This window comes from Pseudomonas sp. NFACC39-1 (assembly GCF_900110355.1).
In the GTDB taxonomy this organism is placed as follows: Bacteria; Pseudomonadota; Gammaproteobacteria; order Pseudomonadales; family Pseudomonadaceae; genus Aquipseudomonas; species Aquipseudomonas tehranensis.
In genome coordinates this window covers 418,778-436,039 of record NZ_FODL01000003.1, presented here as the reverse complement: position 1 = coordinate 436,039, position 17,262 = coordinate 418,778, and the positions used below count along the sequence as shown (strand labels likewise).

Genomic DNA, 17,262 nt, shown 5'->3' with positions numbered 1-17,262 from the left:
AAGTATCGAGGCCCTTTCTTAACGAAGTCTGAAGGTGGCTAAAGATCGACCGCCGGACTGGCGTGGCGAGGCAACCCTATGGAAATCAAAGCGGCGAGCAGCACGAATGCGCTGGATATCCATAAGCACGCCCCCAGCCCATACGTTTGATAGACCCAGCCGGAGAGCACCGTTCCGAGCAGTCGCCCCATGGCGTTGGACATGTAGTAGAAACCCACGTCCAGCGACACGCCGTCTTCCTTGGCGTAGGACACAATCAAGTAGCTGTGCAGCGACGAGTTCACCGCGAACAGCACCCCAAAGACCATGAGCCCACCCAGCAGCACCGCCTGGGGTGACAACCCGTTATCGAGCCCAAGTGCGATGGCCGCCGGCAGGCCCGCCAGAGCCAGTGCCCACACAAACGCCGCGCGACCATCCGGTACGTGCCCACGTTTCTTGCCGGTGATGCTGGGCGCAAAGGACTGCACGATGCCATAGCCGATCACCCAGGCTGCCAGGAAGCCACCGACCTTCCAGAAGTCCCAACCAAAAACACTGCTCAGGTACACCGGCAAGGCCACCACGAACCAGACATCGCGGGCACCGAACAGGAACATCCGCGCCGCTGACAGGATGTTGATCGCCTTGCTCTTGGACAGAATGTCGCGAAACCTGGGCTTGGCTTTCGCTTTGCCCAAGTCCTTTTTCAACAGCATCAGGCTACCGATCCAGATCAGCGCGAGCACGCCGGCCATCGCCAACAGCGAACCTTTGAAACCGATCAGCGCCAACAACGCTCCACCGAGGAAAAAGCCAACGCCCTTGAGGGCATTCTTGGAGCCGGTGAGGATCGCCACCCACTTGTACAACTTGCCCTGCTGCCCATCGGGCACCAGCAGCTTGATCGAGCTTTTCGCGCTCATCTTGTTCAGGTCTTTGGCGATACCGGACAGTGCCTGAGCGCCCATCACCCAGGGAATGCTCAGCCAGGCTAGCGGAACCGTCAGCATCAACAGCGCCACGACTTGCATGCCCAAGCCGATGTTCATGGTTCGGTTCAAACCTAGCCGGGCACCGAGGTAACCGCCCACCAGATTGGTGATTACGCCAAAAATCTCATAGAACAAAAACAGCGCGGCGATTTGCAGCGGGCTGTAGCCCAACGCATGGAAGTGCAGCACCACCAACATGCGCAAGGCGCCATCGGTGAGGGTGAAGGCCCAGTAATTGCCGGTGACCAGCAAGTACTGCCGCACTGGCGGAGCGAGGGCTGACAACGCTTTCATGATCGCTCCTCAGACTGCCTGACCGACCATCCGGGCCAGCTCCACGGTGCGGTTGGCATAGCCCCACTCGTTGTCGTACCAGGCATAGAGTTTGACCTGGGTGCCGTTGATGACCATGGTCGATAGCGCATCAATGATCGATGAGCGCGGGTCGGTGCGGTAGTCGATGGACACCAGCGGACGCTCTTCAAAACCGAGGATGTCTTTGAGCTCATTCTCGGAAGCGTCCTTGAGGAGCTGATTGACCTCCTCGACAGTGGTGGCCCGCTCGACTTCAAAGACACAGTCCGTCAACGAAGCGTTGGCCAGCGGCACACGCACGGCGTGGCCATTCAGGCGTCCGCGCAGTTCCGGGAAGATTTCCGCGATAGCGGTGGCTGAACCGGTACTGGTTGGAATCAGGCTCATGCCCGAAGCACGCGCTCGACGTAGATCCTTGTGGGGTTGATCGAGGATGCTCTGGGTGTTGGTCAGGTCATGAATCGTGGTAATCGAACCGTGACGAATACCCAGCTTCTCGTGGATGACTTTCACCACCGGTGCCAGGCAGTTGGTGGTGCAGGAAGCGGCGGTGACGATCGAATGAACATCGGGTTTGAACAGCTGATGATTGACGCCCATGACGATGTTCAATGCGCCTTTTTCCTTCACGGGAGCGCTGACCACCACACGTTTAACGCCTTGGTCGAGATAGCCCTGAAGTACGGCGACCGTTTTCATCTTGCCACTGGCCTCGATCACCAGATCGCAACCCGACCAGTCCGTGTCGGCAATCGCTTTGTTGGCGGTTACCTTGATGCGTTTGCTGTCGATGACGATGCTGTCGCCCTCGGCGTCGGCCTGATAATTCCAGCGGCCATGTACCGAGTCGAAGTTCAGCAGGTGCGCGTGGGTCGCCGCATCACCTGCCGGGTCGTTGATCTGCACGAACTCGAACTCTGGCCAATGCCAGGCGGCGCGCAATGCCAGGCGACCGATGCGTCCAAAACCGTTGATGCCCACTTTGATAGTCATGTAGTTGTGCTCTGTATCGGGTGTTTGGGGAGTTCGACATCAGGTCGAACCAGGCGATGGTTTGACTCAGATGGAGCGCTGATTGACCCGTTGCATCAGTTCTTGCGCCGACTCCTTGCGTTCGGAATAGCGGTCGACCAGGTAATCCTGGCGGTCGCGAAGCAGCAGCGTGAACTTCACCAACTCCTCCATCACATCCACGACGCGGTCGTAGAACGGTGAAGGCTTCATCCGGCCGTTGTCGTCGAATTCCATATAGGCCTTCGGCACGGAGGATTGGTTGGGGATGGTGAACATGCGCATCCAGCGTCCCAGCACGCGCAGTTGATTGACCACGTTGAACGACTGCGAGCCACCGCAGACCTGCATGACGGCGAGGGTTTTGCCCTGGGTCGGACGGACCGCGCCCATGGCCAGCGGCACCCAATCAATCTGCGCCTTGAACACCGCGCTCATTGAACCGTGACGCTCCGGCGAGCACCAGACCTGGCCTTCAGACCACTGCATCAGCTCGCGCAGTTCCTGGACCCGAGGATGATCGACCGGTGCGTCATCGGGTAGCGGCAAACCCGACGGATTGAAAATCCGCGCTTCGGCGCCGAAGTGCTCCAGTAACCGAGCGGCCTCCTCCACCATCAGACGACTGAAGGATCGCTCGCGGGTGGATCCGTACAACAGCAGAATGCGCGGTTTGTGCAGGGAGGTTTTCTCAATACCCAGCTTGTCGGCCGATGGGAGATCAGCCAGCTCGGTGTTCAGTTGGGGGATTGGCTCATCAAACATAGTCTTTGTCCTGCGCAACGGCGCTCGTAGGGTCATCAAACCCGCGGTGCATGATCACCGCTCCCGGATTACAACGTGCCGATCAGGGCCAGCTCTGCCCTGAGCTGTTCAGCGCCCAGTTGGGGAAGCGGCAGTGCCAGGAAGGCTTCAATACGGGTTCTGATCTGCTCCAGGGTGGCTTCGAAAGCCGCCTCGATCTCTTCTTGAGTACCGCGGTACTCCGAAGGATCAGCCAGCCCCCAATGGGCTTTTGTCGCCGGACCGAAGAACACCGGACAGGCTTCACCGGCGGCTTTATCACATACCGTGATCACGAAATCAGGCGCCAGTTCTTCATGAACGTCACTGGACTTACTGAACAGGCCATCGGTGCAAATGCCTGCTTGCTCCAATGTTCTGAGGCTCAGCGGATGCACTTCTCCCTTCGGCTGGCTTCCGGCGCTGTAGGCTTTCATCCCTTGGGGGGCCAAATGATTGAAAAGCGCTTCACAGAGGATACTGCGACAGCTATTGGCAGTGCAGAGAAACAGGATTTTCATCGGCTCGTCTCGTAGTCGAAGGCGGGATCAGGCGGTTGTGCTTTCACAACAAGCGATTGCCCGCTCAGGACGGTCACCCATGTCATCCAGTCGCCTGGCATCCGGGCTTAACCAGTGCTTGTTGGTTTCAAGTACCACGGTCAATACCTGAAGCACCCAGTCAGGCAGGTTGGGGTGCAGTCGGTAATAGACCCATTGCCCCTGCCGACGGTCCGACAGCAACCCGCACGTGCGTAACTGCGCCAAGTGCCTGGAGACTTTCGGCTGACTCTCGTTCAACGCGCACGTCAGCTCACAGACGCACAACTCCCCCTCTCGGGTGATGAGCAGCATCATGCGTACACGGTTGTCGTCGGCCAGGCATTTGAAAACAGTGGTTGGGGTCAGGTGGTCAGCCATTTCAGTTCTCAGTGTTTGGTTTTCACCAAGACAAACATCTTGATGCGATCATGAATCTCGTGAAGCGTGTGACGGAACGCATCGGGCTTGGTGCTGGTGACCGGATCCTCGAAGCTCCAGGCCATGGCCTCGCCTGCGCCGGGGAGCGACTGGCATTCCGAAGCGGCTTTATCACACAAGGTGATGACGTAATCGAAACGCTCACCCCGGAACTCATCAATCGATTTGCTCCGTAACCCGTCCGTACTGACCCCCAGATGCGCCAGGGCTTCGAAGGTGCGAGGGTCGACCTCAGTGGGTGCAGTACCGGCGCTGAATGCCTCGAAATGCTCCGAATCCGTGTGCCTGAGCAGCGCCTGAGCTAACTGGGAACGAGCAGCGTTGGCGGTGCAGACGAAGAGTACGCTGGCTTTGCCAATCATGATGAAGCCTCATCAAATATTCGGAAAGTCGAATATATGATTATCCGAATATAAGGTAAAGCTTCCACTGCTTATTTTCCTATGAAAAGCGACGTTTACAGCGAGATAGAGATAGAATCCTCTTAGAAGAATTTGCTGAAAAAGATCGCCCCAGGCTCAGGAATATATGATTTTTTATATATAGGGTTCTCCATCCACAACCTGCGCCCACTGATCCACAGAGAAGAGGTTTGAGCATGAGCACCACCCAGCCAATCGGCTTTTTCGAGCGTTACCTGTCGGTTTGGGTCGCACTGTGTATCGCGGCGGGAGTCGGGTTGGGCAGTCTGTTCCCACAGCTGTTCCAGACCATGGCCGGTTATGAATACGGCTCGGTCAATTTCATTGTCGCGGGACTGATCTGGCTGATGGTCTACCCGATGATGGTGTCGGTAGACTTCTCCAGCCTCAAGCGCATTCACGAACGGCCCAAGGGGCTGGTCATCACCCTGGTGGTCAACTGGTTGATCAAACCGTTCACCATGGCGGGGCTGGGGGTGTTGTTCTTCCATTATTTCTTTATCGACCTGATCGATCCCCGTGATGCCGGCCAGTACATCGCCGGCTTGATCCTGCTCGGTGCCGCACCCTGTACCGCCATGGTGTTCGTCTGGTCGCAGCTGACTCGCGGTGATGCCACCTACACCCTGGCGCAGGTGGCGTTGAATGACGTGATCATGATTTTCGCCTTCGCGCCGCTGGTGGCGTTGTTGCTCGGAGTGACCGATATCGAGGTGCCTTGGGCAACCTTGATCCTCTCGGTCGGACTCTATGTGTTGATCCCTCTGATTGCCGGGGTGCTCACCCGCCTGAAGCTCAGCGCTTCCGCGCAAAACACCGGCGAGGCCGAGGATGCGGTCAAGCGTTTCAACGCCCGGGTCAAGCCCCTGTCGATCCTCGGCCTGCTGGGCACCGTGGTGCTGCTGTTCGGATTTCAGGGACAGATCATTCTGGATAAACCGCTGCTGATTGCCTTGATTGCCCTGCCCTTGCTGCTCCAGTCCTATGGCATTTTCGCGATTGCTTACGCGGCGGCGCGACTATGGAAAGTCCCGTTCAATGTGGCGGCCCCCTGCGCCCTGATCGGCACCTCGAATTTTTTCGAGTTGGCGGTGGCGGTGGCGATCGGTTTGTTCGGCCTCAACTCCGGGGCGGCCCTGGTCACCGTCGTCGGGGTGCTGGTGGAAGTACCGGTGATGCTGTCGCTGGTGGCCTTCGCCAACCGGACCCAGGCCTGGTTCCCGAAAGAAAGCGTAGAAATGACGCCAACCGCCTCGCCCACCTCTGTTTCAGAAGAACATCCTCTTGTTTAAGAGGGTGTTGATCGGCGCTTTACATGTGCATACTCATGCACATATAGTCGACGCATGACTACAACACTCACCCGAGCCCAAGCCATCGAGGCCGCTATCGAATCGCTGGATGGCGCCTTCTTCAAAGCCCTGTGCGAGCCGCCGCGAGTCGCCGTGCTGAAGCGCGTCATGCAGTTAGGCCGAGCCGATGTCACCGAAATTGCGGCGCAGTTGCCTCAGGAGCGTTCGGTGGTGTCCCGCCACCTGCAGGTGCTGCTGGATGCCGGTATCGTTCGCGCCTCGAAGGTCGGCCGACAGGTGTTCTACGAGGTGGATGGCCCAGCCATTATCCAGCGTCTGGAAGACATCCTGCACCACACCAAGAGCATCACCCCCTTGTGCTGCCCCGGCAGATCGAGCTGATTTTATTTATCCAAAAACGTGTATAGGTGCGCACATATGAACCAAATATATCAGCCAGTCGACGTCGTTGTGATCGGTGCTGGCCAGGCAGGACTGGCCAGTGGTTGGCATTTGAAACGCCAAGGGCTCAGTTTCCTCATCCTCGACGAGCAACTGCAACCGGGCGGGAACTGGCGCAACTACTACGACAGCCTTGAACTGTTCTCGCCTGCGGCCTACTCCTCTCTACCGGGAATGCCGTTCCCCGCAGTTCCAGGCCACTACCCTGCTCGCGACGAAGTGGTGCGATACCTCGAGAAATATGCCGAGCTCTTTGAGCTACCGATCCTCCAGGGGGTTCGGGCCACGCGGGTAGATCGGGTGAACGGGGGGTTCCAGATAACTGCCGCCAGCGGACAACACTTTCTGGCCAGAGCGGTGGTCGTCGCATCGGGAGCCTTCAGCCGCCCCTACACACCCGATATTCCCGGGCTCGGAAGCTTCAACGGCACTCAACTCCACAGTGCCGACTATCGAAACAACCAGCCCTTCGATGGACAACGCATCGTCGTGATTGGCGCCGCAAACTCTGCCGTACAGATCGCTTACGATTTGGCCAAAGTGGCAACGGTGACGCTGGCAACACGCGAGACGATTCGGTTCGTACCCCAACGCATATTGGGGGCAGACTTTCATACCTGGTTGAAATGGACCGGCCTGGGGAAAACCCGCTGGCTGAATGACCAAAGCACACCGGTACTGGACGACGGCACCTACAGCAAGGCACTCAAAGCCGGCGATTTCAATCAAGCGGCCATGTTCACCCAGGTCACCTCAACCGGTATTGTTTGGCCCGATGGCCAGCATGAAGCCGTTGATAGCCTGGTGTTTGCCACCGGCTTTCGTCCGAACCTGGGATTTCTCGAAGGCCTGCCAGTGCTGGACGAACGAGCTCGTGTGCGGCAGCGTGACGGACGAGCCACGCATGTCCCCGGCTTGTACTTCGTTGGTCTGCCTAAACAACGCAACTTTGCTTCGGCAACCCTCAGGGGCGTAGGGCCAGATGCCGAACAGATACTCCGGCATTTACTGAACCACCTCCGCGCTCCGGCATGAAACCAGGCTTTCAAGGCGACACCGGCAAAGGCATCGCCGCAGGTCACCTCAACTCTTTTTCGAACCCGCCTTCATCAGCACCAAGACTCCGATAATGGCAGACAGTGTGGAGCCCAGCAGCACGCCGACTTTAACTTCATCGACCAGATGGGGCGCAGTGGGGAACGCCAGCGCACCGATAAAGAGGCTCATGGTGAAGCCGATTCCGCACAAAAGCGCCACGCCATACATCTGAGACCACTTCGCCCCGTGAGGCATCTTGGCCAGACCGAAACGAATGGCCAGCGCCGCCAGACCGAACACCCCGATCTGTTTGCCCACCAGCAGCCCCATCGCCACCCCCATCGGTACGGGATCGATCAGATTATTCGGGGAAATACCGGCAAGGGATACGCCGGCATTGGCGAAACCAAAGATAGGCACCACCGCGAAAGCCACCCACGGATGCATCTTTTCTTCGAGGTAGAGAAGCGGCGACCACCCTCCTTCGTTGGAATCACCGAGCGGAATACACAGGGCAAGGATGACACCGGCCAAGGTCGCATGGATGCCGGATTGAAGCATGAAGTACCAGAGCAGTGCGCCTGCGATCAAATAGGGGAACAGCCTCTTCACCCCGCAGCGGTTGAGTACCACCAAAAGAGCAGTCACGCCCAGCGACGCCAGCAACATGTTGACGGACAAATCGCTGGTGTAGAACAGCGCGATGATAAGGACCGCCCCGAGGTCATCCAGAATCGCCAGCGCCGACAAAAAGATCTTCAGGGAAATCGGCACACGCTTGCCCAGCAGCGACAGCACGCCCAAGGCAAATGCGATATCCGTTGCCGTGGGAATCGCCCAGCCACCCAGGGTTTGCGCATTGCCCCAGTTGACCGCGACGTAAATCAGGCCAGGGACCAGCATGCCGCCCAGCGCGGCAAAACCTGGAAGCGCGCGTTGACTCCAGCGCGACAACTGGCCTTCAAGCATTTCGCGCTTGATCTCAAGGCCGACCAATAAAAAGAACAGAGCCATCAGGCCATCATTGATCCAGTGCCCGACCGAAAGCCCGAGGGCTTTGACGTGCAGTGCGGAGAAGTACACCTCTGACCAGGGCGAATTGGCTACGATGAGTGCGGCCAGGGCGGAGGCCATCAGGGCCAGACCGCCAGCTGATTCAGCGGCGAAAAAACGGGAGAGGAAAGCCATGGCGGAAGGTGACTCACTTTTATTATTCAGGCGCAACGGTTCCGGGCTCATAGGCACAGCGACTCCGCGCTGGCGGCCCGACCTGCGCTTGATTAAACCTGCCCTGCCGCGTTTGCGGTGACACCCTTGCACGGCATTCTATACAAAAGGTACTGCTCGATGGGAGGCGGTTTTCCAATTAAGCCCTTTAGCGCTTATCCCGTAGTAAAGTGCATGCCACTGATATGAGAACCCACTTTGAGACACCTGAAGTGCCCAAGGTCCGGTTTGAAAGGCTCCGCGCACCACGTCCCCGTCAGCAGCAACGGTAACAACATGATCGAAATCACCGAAGTCTCCATCGCCCAGTTACGCGCAGCACTCGAATCCGGCCAGACGACCGCCGTCGAGCTGGTCCAGGCCTATCTTGCCAGGATCGATGCCTACGACGGCGCCGACACGTCCACCGCCCTGAACGCCGTGGTCGTTCGCAATCCCGATGCCCTGAAGGAAGCACAGGCGTCCGATGACCGTCGGGCCAAGGGTCAGCTCCTGGGTCCGCTCGATGGCATTCCCTATACCGCCAAGGACAGTTATCTGGTGAAGGGGCTCACGGCCGCTTCTGGCAGTCCGGCGTTCGCGAGCCTGGTCGCCTATCGCGATGCGTTCACCATCGAACGGCTTCGCGCCGCCGGGGCGATCTGCCTGGGCAAGACCAATATGCCGCCCATGGCCAACGGCGGCATGCAACGCGGGGTGTATGGCCGCGCGGAAAGCCCCTACAACGGCGAATACCTCACCGCGCCTTTCGCATCCGGCTCTTCAAACGGTGCGGGTACTGCGACGGCGGCCAGTTTCGCCGCATTCGGCCTTGCCGAAGAAACCTGGTCGAGCGGCCGAGGCCCGGCATCGAACAACGGCCTGTGCGCCTATACGCCTTCGCGCGGGGTGATCTCGGTGCGCGGCAACTGGCCATTGACCCCGACAATGGACGTTGTCGTGCCCTATGCCAGGACGATGGCGGACCTTCTCGAAGTGCTGGACGTCGTGGTGGCGCATGACCCTGACACTCGCGGCGATCTGTGGCGCATGCAGCCCTGGGTACCCCTCCCGAGTGTCGACTCGGTGCGCCCCGCCTCGTATCCCGGCCTTGCCGCCGACGCAGGCGCACTCGCGGGTGTCCGTTTCGGCGTTCCGCGTATGTACATCAACGCCGATCCCGATGCGGGCACGGCGCAAGCACCCGGCATTGGCGGGCCGACGGGGCAGCGAATCAACACCCGCGCCTCGGTGATCGCCCTGTGGGAAGAAGCTCGCAAGGCGCTCCTGGCCTGTGGTGCGCAGGTGGTCGAGGTCGATTTCCCGCTGGTCTCCAATTGCGAGGGAGATCGTCCGGGCGCGCCGACGGTTTTCACCCGAGGCCTGGTATCCAAGGAGTTCCTGCACCATGAGTTGTGGGACCTGTCGGCCTGGGCGTTCGATGATTTTCTGCGGGCCAACGGTGATCCGAAACTCAATCGTCTGGCCGATGTTGACGGGCCGCTGATATTCCCCCACGACCCGGGCACCCTGCCCAATCGTGAGGACGATCTTGCCGCCGGCATGGACGAATACGTGCGGATGGCCGAGCGCGGCATTACCCCCTGGGACCAGATTCCCACCCTGGCGGACGGACTGCGGGGACTTGAACAGACCCGCCGCATCGATCTTGAAGACTGGATGGACCGGCTTGGGCTCGATGCGGTGATATTCCCGACAGTCGCCGACGTCGGCCCTGCAGACGCCGATGTCAATCCGACCTCCGCCGATATCGCCTGGAGCAACGGGGTCTGGGTCGCCAATGGCAACCTGGCCATCCGGCACCTGGGTGTGCCCACGGTCACCGTGCCGATGGGCGTGATGGCGGACATCGGCATGCCCGTGGGGCTGACATTTGCCGGACGTGCCTATGACGATTCGACGCTGTTGCGCCTGGCTTCGGCGTTTGAGTCGACAGGGTCGAAACGGGTGATCCCGCCCCGGACGCCGCCGTTGTCGGGGGCGACAGCGACAGATAAGCGTGGCGCAGGCCGCCCCTAAAGCCGGAAGTGCTGCTGCATGGCATGCGAGAGCAGGTTCACCGCTTCATCGGCGTGTGATGCCTGCGATCGCATGAATACCACCTCATGCTCTGGAACCACCGGCAAGCTGTCGAGAATCTGCATCTTGTCCGTCACCCGGGCACGGTCTATCAGACTGATCGCCAAACCGGCCTCCACAGACGCTTTGACGGCTTGAGTGGAGGGGCTTTCCAGGACGATGCGCGACTTGCGTGCGCATTGCCTGAGCGCTTCGATCATGGCTTGCCGATAGGGACACTGCGCTGCATGCACGGCCAGTGGCAGCGGCTGCGTCGAGGCAATCACGCTATTGATCGGGCCGACCCAAACAGGCGACGTGGAGGTTAACAGCAGAGACTCTGTGCCCGGCTGCGCCTTCGGCCGGGCAATCACCGCAGCCTGAAGTTTCCCCCGCTGCACCTGATCACGCAGCGCATAGCTTGGCGCTGTCCTGAGCTCCAGGACCACATTCGGCCAGCCGGCTGCGAAGGTCGGGAGGATGTCGCGGATGACATGGTCCGCGTATTCATCCGGCACACCCAAGGTGATGCGCCCCGCCAGGCGGGTCCCCTGCAAGTCGGCCAACACCCGGTCATGGGTGCTCAGCAACTCCGTGGTAGACGATAACAAGCGTTTGCCCAGGGCGGTCAGGGACACCGCCTGATTGTCACGATTGAGCAAGCGTCCGCCGGCCACCGCCTCCAGCCGCTGTATATGCACGCTCACCGCCGCCGGGCTTTTGTGCAACTGCTGCGCCGCCGCGCTGAATTTCCCTATGCGCGCCACTGCATGAAAAGTCCGTATCAGTTCAATATCGAGTATGGCCGGCATGATTCAACCTTTGTGAACGACTGCTGCACTATATTTTGATTTATTAGATTAGCCTGCTTTCGTAGCCTGTGGGCATGAACCCATATCGATCGATCTCATGCCCTTCCCTATCCAAACCGGCCTGGCACCGGGCGGTGCCCCTGGTCCTGCTTGAAGCGGCACTGCTGCTGACCTGGAGCTCCGGGTTCGTTGGCGCGCGCTTCTCGATTGACTACGCCCCTGCATTGCTGGTGGTGTTCTGGCGCTGCGTCGTGGTCACGCTCATTCTGTTTCCCTTCGTCGCCAGGGCACTGGCTCGAACCTCGCCTGCGGTGCTTCTGAAAAACGCCGGCATTGGCCTACTGGCCATGGCGGGCTATCTGGCGGGCATTACCCAAGGTATTGCCCTGGGCGTACCTACGGGGCTTGCCGCGCTATTCGCCGATTTGCTGCCCATGGGGCTGGCACTGTTGGCCGCTGGCGTACTGGGACAGCGACTGGCCTGGCGAGTCTGGGCAGGCCTGGTCATCGGCCTGGCCGGTGCCGCGCTGGTGACCCACGGCGCGCTCGCCTGGGGCGATGCGCCCTTGTGGGCTTATGCCCTGCCGCTGCTTGGCATGCTCTCGCTGGCCGTCGCGACATTGTGGCAAAAGCATCTCCCGGCGTCGCAGTCGCTGGGCCTGCTTCCCAACCTGTGGTTGCAATGCTGCGTTTCAGGGTTCGCCTTCGCCTTGCTCGAAGGTGTACAAGGCAGCCTCGCGCCGATACCCAGCGCAGGTTTCGCCTTGAGCGTGCTGTGGACGGCGGGCTTGTCGACGATCGGCGGATATGGGCTCTACTGGCTATGCCTGCGCCGGGCGACAGCCACCCGGGTCGCCAGCGTGCTGTACCTCAGCCCACCCGTGACGATGCTGTGGGCCTGGGCCATGTTCAACGAACCCCTTTCCTGGCAAATGGTGTCGGGCATGGCGGTGTCCGGACTCGGTATCTGGCTGGTGGTGCGCACCGAAGCCAGGCAGACCGCAAGGGTGGCGTAGGCACCCTATTCGGGCCCGGAGCGCAAACAGCCGCCAAGTCAGTCGCTACCCGACGCGGTGATAGATGTCAGCCTTCACTCTCCAACGCCCCCTCCAGCCACGCAATCAATGCGCTGACTTCAGCGCGATCTCCTGCGTACGAACTTCTGAAAACGGATATCGCATCGGGCAAGGGAATACTTTGTGCGCAAGGCCTTACCAAGGCCCCACTTTCAATCAACCTCGCGGCGGTCCGGCGCCACCCCAGTGCAATTCCATGGCCCTCGACCGCCGCCTGAAGCATCAAGGGGTAGCTGTCAAACACAGCGCCTTGAGAATTGACATTCGCTGCCTGCCCAAACGCCTGTAGCCAACCCTCCCACTGCAGCCAGTGGGGTGGTGTGGCGCGGTGATGCAAAAGTGTGTGATGCAGAAGGTCCGCGACCGGTAGTGGCTCCTGGGCATTGAGGTAACCAGGACTGCACACCGGAAACACTTCATCGGTCGCGGTAAACACCAGAACATGCGCACCACTGGGGCGCCCCGTGCTTTGCAAGGCCACGTCAAAATGCTCATTGAATTCAGTCAGCGGCCCGGTAGACGTGACCACCTGGATTTCGATCTCGGGGTATTGCTGGTGGAATGACGAAAGGCGCGGCATCAGCCAGTAGAACGCTTCGCACAATTGGCACAGCAGAACGACACGGTGCTTGCCGGACGCCTGGCGAAGGGTCTCGGCGACATCGCTGATACTGCGCAAGGCGCTGCTCACCACACGCCCTAGCTCGCGTCCTTCCTGGGTGAGAAACACAGCGCGGTTGCGCCGGCTAAAGAGCTTGAGCCCCAGATTTTCTTCAAGCCCCCGTATCTGCCGACTGACCGCCGCCTGGGTAATGTGCAGCTCCTCGGCGGCCTTGGAAAAACTCTCCAGCCGGGCCGCCGCTTCAAAGGGCAACAAACTGGCAAGCGGCGGTAAAGACTTTCCAAGCGTATTCATAATCACCGGTAATGCATCCGTGGCCGAGAACTCGTTTGTAGCATAGCGCTGACGCTGTGCAACATGAGCTGAATGTCCCGCGGAGAGGCCTGATGCCCAGGAGTGACTCAAACACCACCGCAGGCGTGGCCCTCGCCGTCGTCGCCACGCTGAGTTGGGCCTTGAATTTCATTGCGCCCTACGTCACGGGGGCCTATTCGATCTACGACTTGATGATCGTTCGGTTTCTGATCGCCGGGACGCTGGGTGCAGGGGTCATGGTGTTCTATCGCGCCCGGCTCCGATTCCTGAGCCGCGAACAGCAGCTTCTCGGCGCAAGCCTGGGCGTTATCGGATACCTCGGATACAGCACCTGCATTGCCGCCGGGGTGATTTATGCAGGGCCGGTACTGACCCCAGCGCTTATTGGCATGGTGCCGCTTCTACAGGCCGTACTCGGCAACGCTACGAGCAGAACCATCGAATGGCGCAAACTCGCGATACCACTGGCGTTGATGACAGGCGGGCTGTTGCTGTTGAACGTCGGCAGCGTCAATCACCCCCCGACCGGCGACGGCGCCTGGCTGAAGGGGCTGTTCTTTTCAATCAGCGCTGTTGTCCTGTGGCTCGTATTCGCCGCCTTGAATCAAAGGGGCCTGGAGAAACTTGCCGTCAACGTATCAGGGGCATGGACCGGCCTGATGATGGCAGGCGCCGGGCTGGGCTGCTTGATCGCCTTACCTGCCGTACTGGCGCTTGATCTACTGAAACTGCCAAGTCTGGGCTTCAGCCTTTCCCTGGCTGGGCATGTGTATGCCTGGGGGTTCTTTATCGCGCTGATGTCGTCTGTCGTCGGCGCCTGGGCGTGGAATGCCGCGTCCCGTCGCCTGCCCATGGTCCTTAGCGGGCAACTGATATCCCTGGAGTCACTCTTCGCGACGGTACTGGGCCTGGTGTTTCATCAGCGACTGCCGACACTTTGGGAAACCTCAGGGCTTGCCGGTGTTCTTGTCGGCGTGGTTGTGGCCGTTCGTATCATCCTGACAACCAGCGAATCGAACGCCCGCGCCCGGCACAATGAGAACATCGCCAAGCGTAGCGGATGATGCATCTTTCACTGACTATCGTTTCTTGCCAGACTCATTGGGTCCACTGACCGCAAGGATAGCCAGCATGATCTCTCACGTTTTTCTAGGCATAGGCGATTTCGACCGCGCGTTCGCCTTCCACTCCAAGATAATGGCCGAGCTGGGCCTGACGTTGAAATTCTGCGATGCCACTAAAGGCTGGGCCGGCTGGGTTTGCGAGGGCTCGCCTCGGCCGATCTTCGTGATTGGGAAACCATTTGACGGCAACCCGAGCGCGCCCGGCAACGGTCAGATGGTGGCGCTGCTTGCTCCCAGCCGGGATATGGTTAGAGCCAGCCACGCAACCGCACTGGCCCTGGGGGGAACATGTGAGGGAGCGCCTGGCTTGAGGCCCCATTACCATCCCGACTATTACGGCGCCTACTTTCGAGACCTCGATGGCAACAAGCTGTGTGTCTGCTGCCATGATCCTCTGGGTTAGGCGTCCACGGCGTTGCGGGGTTTGCCGTCTGCCGCCTGAGACAAATTGGCCGCGAGTACGTCTAACAAGGCACTGACCTTGGGAAGCTGCTCACGGCTTTTCTGCCAAAGCAGGTTGATCAACATTCCGTCGGTTGCCAGATGGGCAAGCACCTCAATCAACGTGCCCTCCTCAAGCTGGCGCTGGATCAACCATGAAGGTAACTGTGCAATCCCGCATCCGGCCGATACCGCAGCAACCAGCCCTTCGCCGTCCCCCACGACCAGCGCTGGCGACACCTGTTTTTTTATCGTCTCGCCGGGACGCTCACCGGCAAAATTCCACGGACTGAGCTTGCCGTCCGGCCAGCCATAAGCGATGCACTGGTGATGTTCCAGATCGCGATCGGTCATGGGGACGCCATGCTTGGCCAAGTACACGGGTGAAGCACAGAAGACATGCCATTCACGGCCCAGATAACGATGGCCCAGCGTGTCAGGCCAAACCTGTGAACCACCAATAGTGACGACGATATCCACGCCTTCCTGGAGGGGGTCGATGAAACGATCCGTGAACGAGATGTGCGGCACCAACCGCGGATAGTCCTGGATACACCGCAAGATGATGGGCAGCACTTGCGAGCGACCAAAGGCGGCTGGAAGGTCAAGTCGAACCCTGCCCTGTGGCTCGGCGTCTTCAGCACGCAGCGACAGCTCAGCCTCTTCCAGGTCTGCAAGCACCCCCGTGCAGGTGCGATAAAACGCAGTCCCGGCGTCCGTCAGCGATACCCGCCGAGTGGTTCGATCAAACAATCGAGCCCCAAGACGGCTCTCCAGACGGGCGACGCTTTTGCTGATGGCCGAGCCCGTGAGGCTCATCCGCTCTGCGGCGTCCTTGAAACTGCCAGACTCGGCGACGCAGACAAATACATCGATCCCCTTCAATCGCTCGGAGGAAAACATAGGCGCCTTATATTGATGAACTGAATTCAACTGACAATGGAAAAACCATCATAAATCAGAACTGGATTCCTCAGTAAACTTGTCGCGAGCGTATTGCGCCACGCTGCGCCCTCTGGCAATGATCGATTGAACAATGAGGCAAGGATGCTCGCCACCCTTAGAAACTACCCCACCACCGTCAACCTGCTGCTTTGCGCGTCCTCAATACTGACGCTGGCCCGAGCGATCACGCTGCCCTATCTGGTCATCTATCTGTCCGAAAACTTCGCCATGGGAGTGGCAGATATCGGAGTGGTCATCGGCAGCACACTGATCATTGGATCGCTATTGAGCCTCTATGGCGGTTTCCTGGTGGACAGGCTCTCCAGCTACCGACTCATTCTGGGATTCACTGGCTTGTTCAGCCTAGGGTTCCTCGGGGCAGTTGTGACGCGCGAACTCTGGCTTTTTTTCATCTGCCTGGTGCTGATCAATCTGGCCTATGCCGTCATCGATATAGCGGTCAAGGCGGGATTTGGCAGCTTGCTCCCCGCCGCCGAACGCAGCGAGGTGTTCTCGATCAAATACACATTGACCAACATCGGCTATGCCGTCGGACCGTTTCTCGGGGCGGGGATAGCCAAGCTAGGGATCAGCTTGCCATTTCTATTGTCTGCCGGGCTCGGTGCTGGCTTCTTTCTCATTTACTTCGTTTGGGGCGACAGACATGCCGCCCCCGTCGACGCAGGTCAGACGCCTGTGCCTTTTCTGGCGGTGGGCAAGGTTCTGCTCCACGACTACCGGCTGGTGTGTTTCACTCTTGGCGGCCTGCTCAGCGCCGTGGTCTTCGGCCAGTTCACCGCCTATCTGTCGCAGTATCTGGTGGTGACAACCACGCCTGAGAACACCTACCGAATCATCAGCGCTATCGTCACGACAAATGCGCTGATGGTGATCAGCTTGCAATATTCCATCGGCAAGAAAATATCCCATCGACATCTGAATCTTTGGCTGATGGCCGGACTGGGAATGTTCCTCATGGGCCTGGCCGGTTTCGCCCTGTCCAACTCGGTGCTGTTCTGGGTGATGTCCATGGCTGTATTCACTGTCGGGGAGATTATCGTTTTCCCGGCGGAATACATGTTCATCGACAACATCGCGCCCAACCATTTACGCGGCATGTACTACGCCGCGCAGAACCTCAGCAATTTGGGAGCCGCGGCCGGGCCGCTGCTCTGCGGTGTGGTATTGGCCACGCAACCGCCCCACAGTATTTTCTACATGCTCGGGCTCTTTATTATCGCGGGTGGGGCGTTCTATATATTGGGGGCTTCCCGGCTGCTCAACCAGGCACGACGAAACTTGTGAAAGGTGTCCGCCATCCGCCACCCAGCGAACAGAAAGCGCTTTTCGGAACAGCCCGTGGAC

18 protein-coding genes are annotated in these 17,262 nt (G+C 59.4%); 8 read left to right on the top strand and 10 right to left on the bottom strand.

Translation table 11 applies throughout. From position 1 onward, the window contains the following. Positions 1-38 precede the first annotated feature (38 nt). From arsJ to BMY45_RS08720, 6 genes are all read right to left on the bottom strand, one after another. Positions 39-1,268, bottom strand: coding sequence for an organoarsenical effux MFS transporter ArsJ (gene arsJ / locus BMY45_RS08745; protein ID WP_092396661.1), 1,230 nt, complete (start codon positions 1,266-1,268; stop codon positions 39-41). Positions 1,269-1,277: 9 nt separating this feature from the next. Then, positions 1,278-2,282: an ArsJ-associated glyceraldehyde-3-phosphate dehydrogenase gene (locus tag BMY45_RS08740; protein ID WP_092396659.1), complete on the bottom strand. Its 1,005-nt coding sequence runs from the start codon at positions 2,280-2,282 to the stop codon at positions 1,278-1,280. 66 nt (positions 2,283-2,348) lie between these two features. Then, entirely contained in the window at positions 2,349-3,065 is a 717-nt protein-coding gene (gene arsH, locus BMY45_RS08735) for an arsenical resistance protein ArsH (protein WP_092396657.1), read from the bottom strand. 68 nt (positions 3,066-3,133) lie between these two features. Beyond that, positions 3,134-3,604 carry an arsenate reductase ArsC gene (locus BMY45_RS08730; RefSeq protein WP_092396655.1) on the bottom strand — a complete coding sequence of 157 codons (471 nt, stop codon included), beginning with the start codon at positions 3,602-3,604 and terminating at the stop codon, positions 3,134-3,136. A 27-nt stretch (positions 3,605-3,631) separates the two neighbouring features. Further along, positions 3,632-4,003, bottom strand: coding sequence for a metalloregulator ArsR/SmtB family transcription factor (locus tag BMY45_RS08725; protein WP_092396653.1), 372 nt, complete (start codon positions 4,001-4,003; stop codon positions 3,632-3,634). A gap of 8 nt (positions 4,004-4,011) precedes the next feature. Continuing rightward, a complete protein-coding gene (locus BMY45_RS08720; protein WP_092396651.1) occupies positions 4,012-4,425 on the bottom strand; it encodes an arsenate reductase ArsC in 414 nt (137 codons plus the stop codon). Between the two features lie 236 nt (positions 4,426-4,661). Here BMY45_RS08720 and arsB point away from each other — a divergent pair, with 236 nt between their 5' ends. From arsB to BMY45_RS08705, 3 genes are read left to right on the top strand one after another with little or no spacing between them, the layout of a single operon-like run. Then, on the top strand, positions 4,662-5,777 hold the full coding sequence (gene arsB, locus BMY45_RS08715; protein WP_092396649.1) for an ACR3 family arsenite efflux transporter: 1,116 nt from the start codon (positions 4,662-4,664) through the stop codon (positions 5,775-5,777). Between the two features lie 54 nt (positions 5,778-5,831). Then, positions 5,832-6,179: an ArsR/SmtB family transcription factor gene (locus tag BMY45_RS08710; RefSeq protein ID WP_092396647.1), complete on the top strand. Its 348-nt coding sequence runs from the start codon at positions 5,832-5,834 to the stop codon at positions 6,177-6,179. A gap of 36 nt (positions 6,180-6,215) precedes the next feature. Further along, a complete protein-coding gene (locus BMY45_RS08705) occupies positions 6,216-7,274 on the top strand; it encodes an NAD(P)-binding domain-containing protein (RefSeq protein ID WP_092396645.1) in 1,059 nt (352 codons plus the stop codon). Positions 7,275-7,322: 48 nt separating this feature from the next. On the opposite strand, the gene nhaA is transcribed toward BMY45_RS08705, so the two are convergent. Then, a complete protein-coding gene (gene nhaA / locus BMY45_RS08700; protein WP_092396643.1) occupies positions 7,323-8,516 on the bottom strand; it encodes a Na+/H+ antiporter NhaA in 1,194 nt (397 codons plus the stop codon). A gap of 264 nt (positions 8,517-8,780) precedes the next feature. Between nhaA and BMY45_RS08695 the strand changes: the two genes are divergently transcribed. After that, complete coding sequence (locus BMY45_RS08695) at positions 8,781-10,523, top strand: amidase (protein WP_092396641.1); 1,743 nt, start codon at positions 8,781-8,783, stop codon at positions 10,521-10,523. Here BMY45_RS08695 and BMY45_RS08690 read toward each other — a convergent pair. Then, the gene (locus tag BMY45_RS08690; protein WP_092396639.1) at positions 10,520-11,374 is read right to left on the bottom strand and encodes a LysR family transcriptional regulator; all 855 of its coding nucleotides are present in this window, start codon (positions 11,372-11,374) and stop codon (positions 10,520-10,522) included. The two genes, BMY45_RS08695 and BMY45_RS08690, sit on opposite strands and share 4 nt — an antisense overlap. A gap of 74 nt (positions 11,375-11,448) precedes the next feature. Here BMY45_RS08690 and BMY45_RS08685 point away from each other — a divergent pair, with 74 nt between their 5' ends. Further along, on the top strand, positions 11,449-12,390 hold the full coding sequence (locus BMY45_RS08685) for a DMT family transporter (protein WP_092396637.1): 942 nt from the start codon (positions 11,449-11,451) through the stop codon (positions 12,388-12,390). A 67-nt stretch (positions 12,391-12,457) separates the two neighbouring features. Here the strand turns inward: BMY45_RS08685 and BMY45_RS08680 are convergent, their stop codons facing one another. Further along, positions 12,458-13,366, bottom strand: a complete 909-nt coding sequence (locus BMY45_RS08680; protein WP_092396920.1) for a LysR substrate-binding domain-containing protein — start codon at positions 13,364-13,366, stop codon at positions 12,458-12,460. 92 nt (positions 13,367-13,458) lie between these two features. Between BMY45_RS08680 and BMY45_RS08675 the strand changes: the two genes are divergently transcribed. After that, positions 13,459-14,451: a DMT family transporter gene (locus BMY45_RS08675; RefSeq protein WP_092396635.1), complete on the top strand. Its 993-nt coding sequence runs from the start codon at positions 13,459-13,461 to the stop codon at positions 14,449-14,451. A gap of 67 nt (positions 14,452-14,518) precedes the next feature. Next, complete coding sequence (locus tag BMY45_RS08670; RefSeq protein ID WP_092396633.1) at positions 14,519-14,914, top strand: VOC family protein; 396 nt, start codon at positions 14,519-14,521, stop codon at positions 14,912-14,914. On the opposite strand, the gene BMY45_RS08665 is transcribed toward BMY45_RS08670, so the two are convergent. Further along, positions 14,911-15,855, bottom strand: a complete 945-nt coding sequence (locus BMY45_RS08665; protein WP_092396631.1) for a LysR family transcriptional regulator — start codon at positions 15,853-15,855, stop codon at positions 14,911-14,913. The genes BMY45_RS08670 and BMY45_RS08665 overlap by 4 nt on opposite strands. A 144-nt stretch (positions 15,856-15,999) precedes the next feature. On the opposite strand from BMY45_RS08665, the gene BMY45_RS08660 reads away from it, so the two are divergent. Continuing rightward, positions 16,000-17,202 carry an MFS transporter gene (locus tag BMY45_RS08660; RefSeq protein WP_092396629.1) on the top strand — a complete coding sequence of 401 codons (1,203 nt, stop codon included), beginning with the start codon at positions 16,000-16,002 and terminating at the stop codon, positions 17,200-17,202. Positions 17,203-17,262 lie beyond the last annotated feature (60 nt).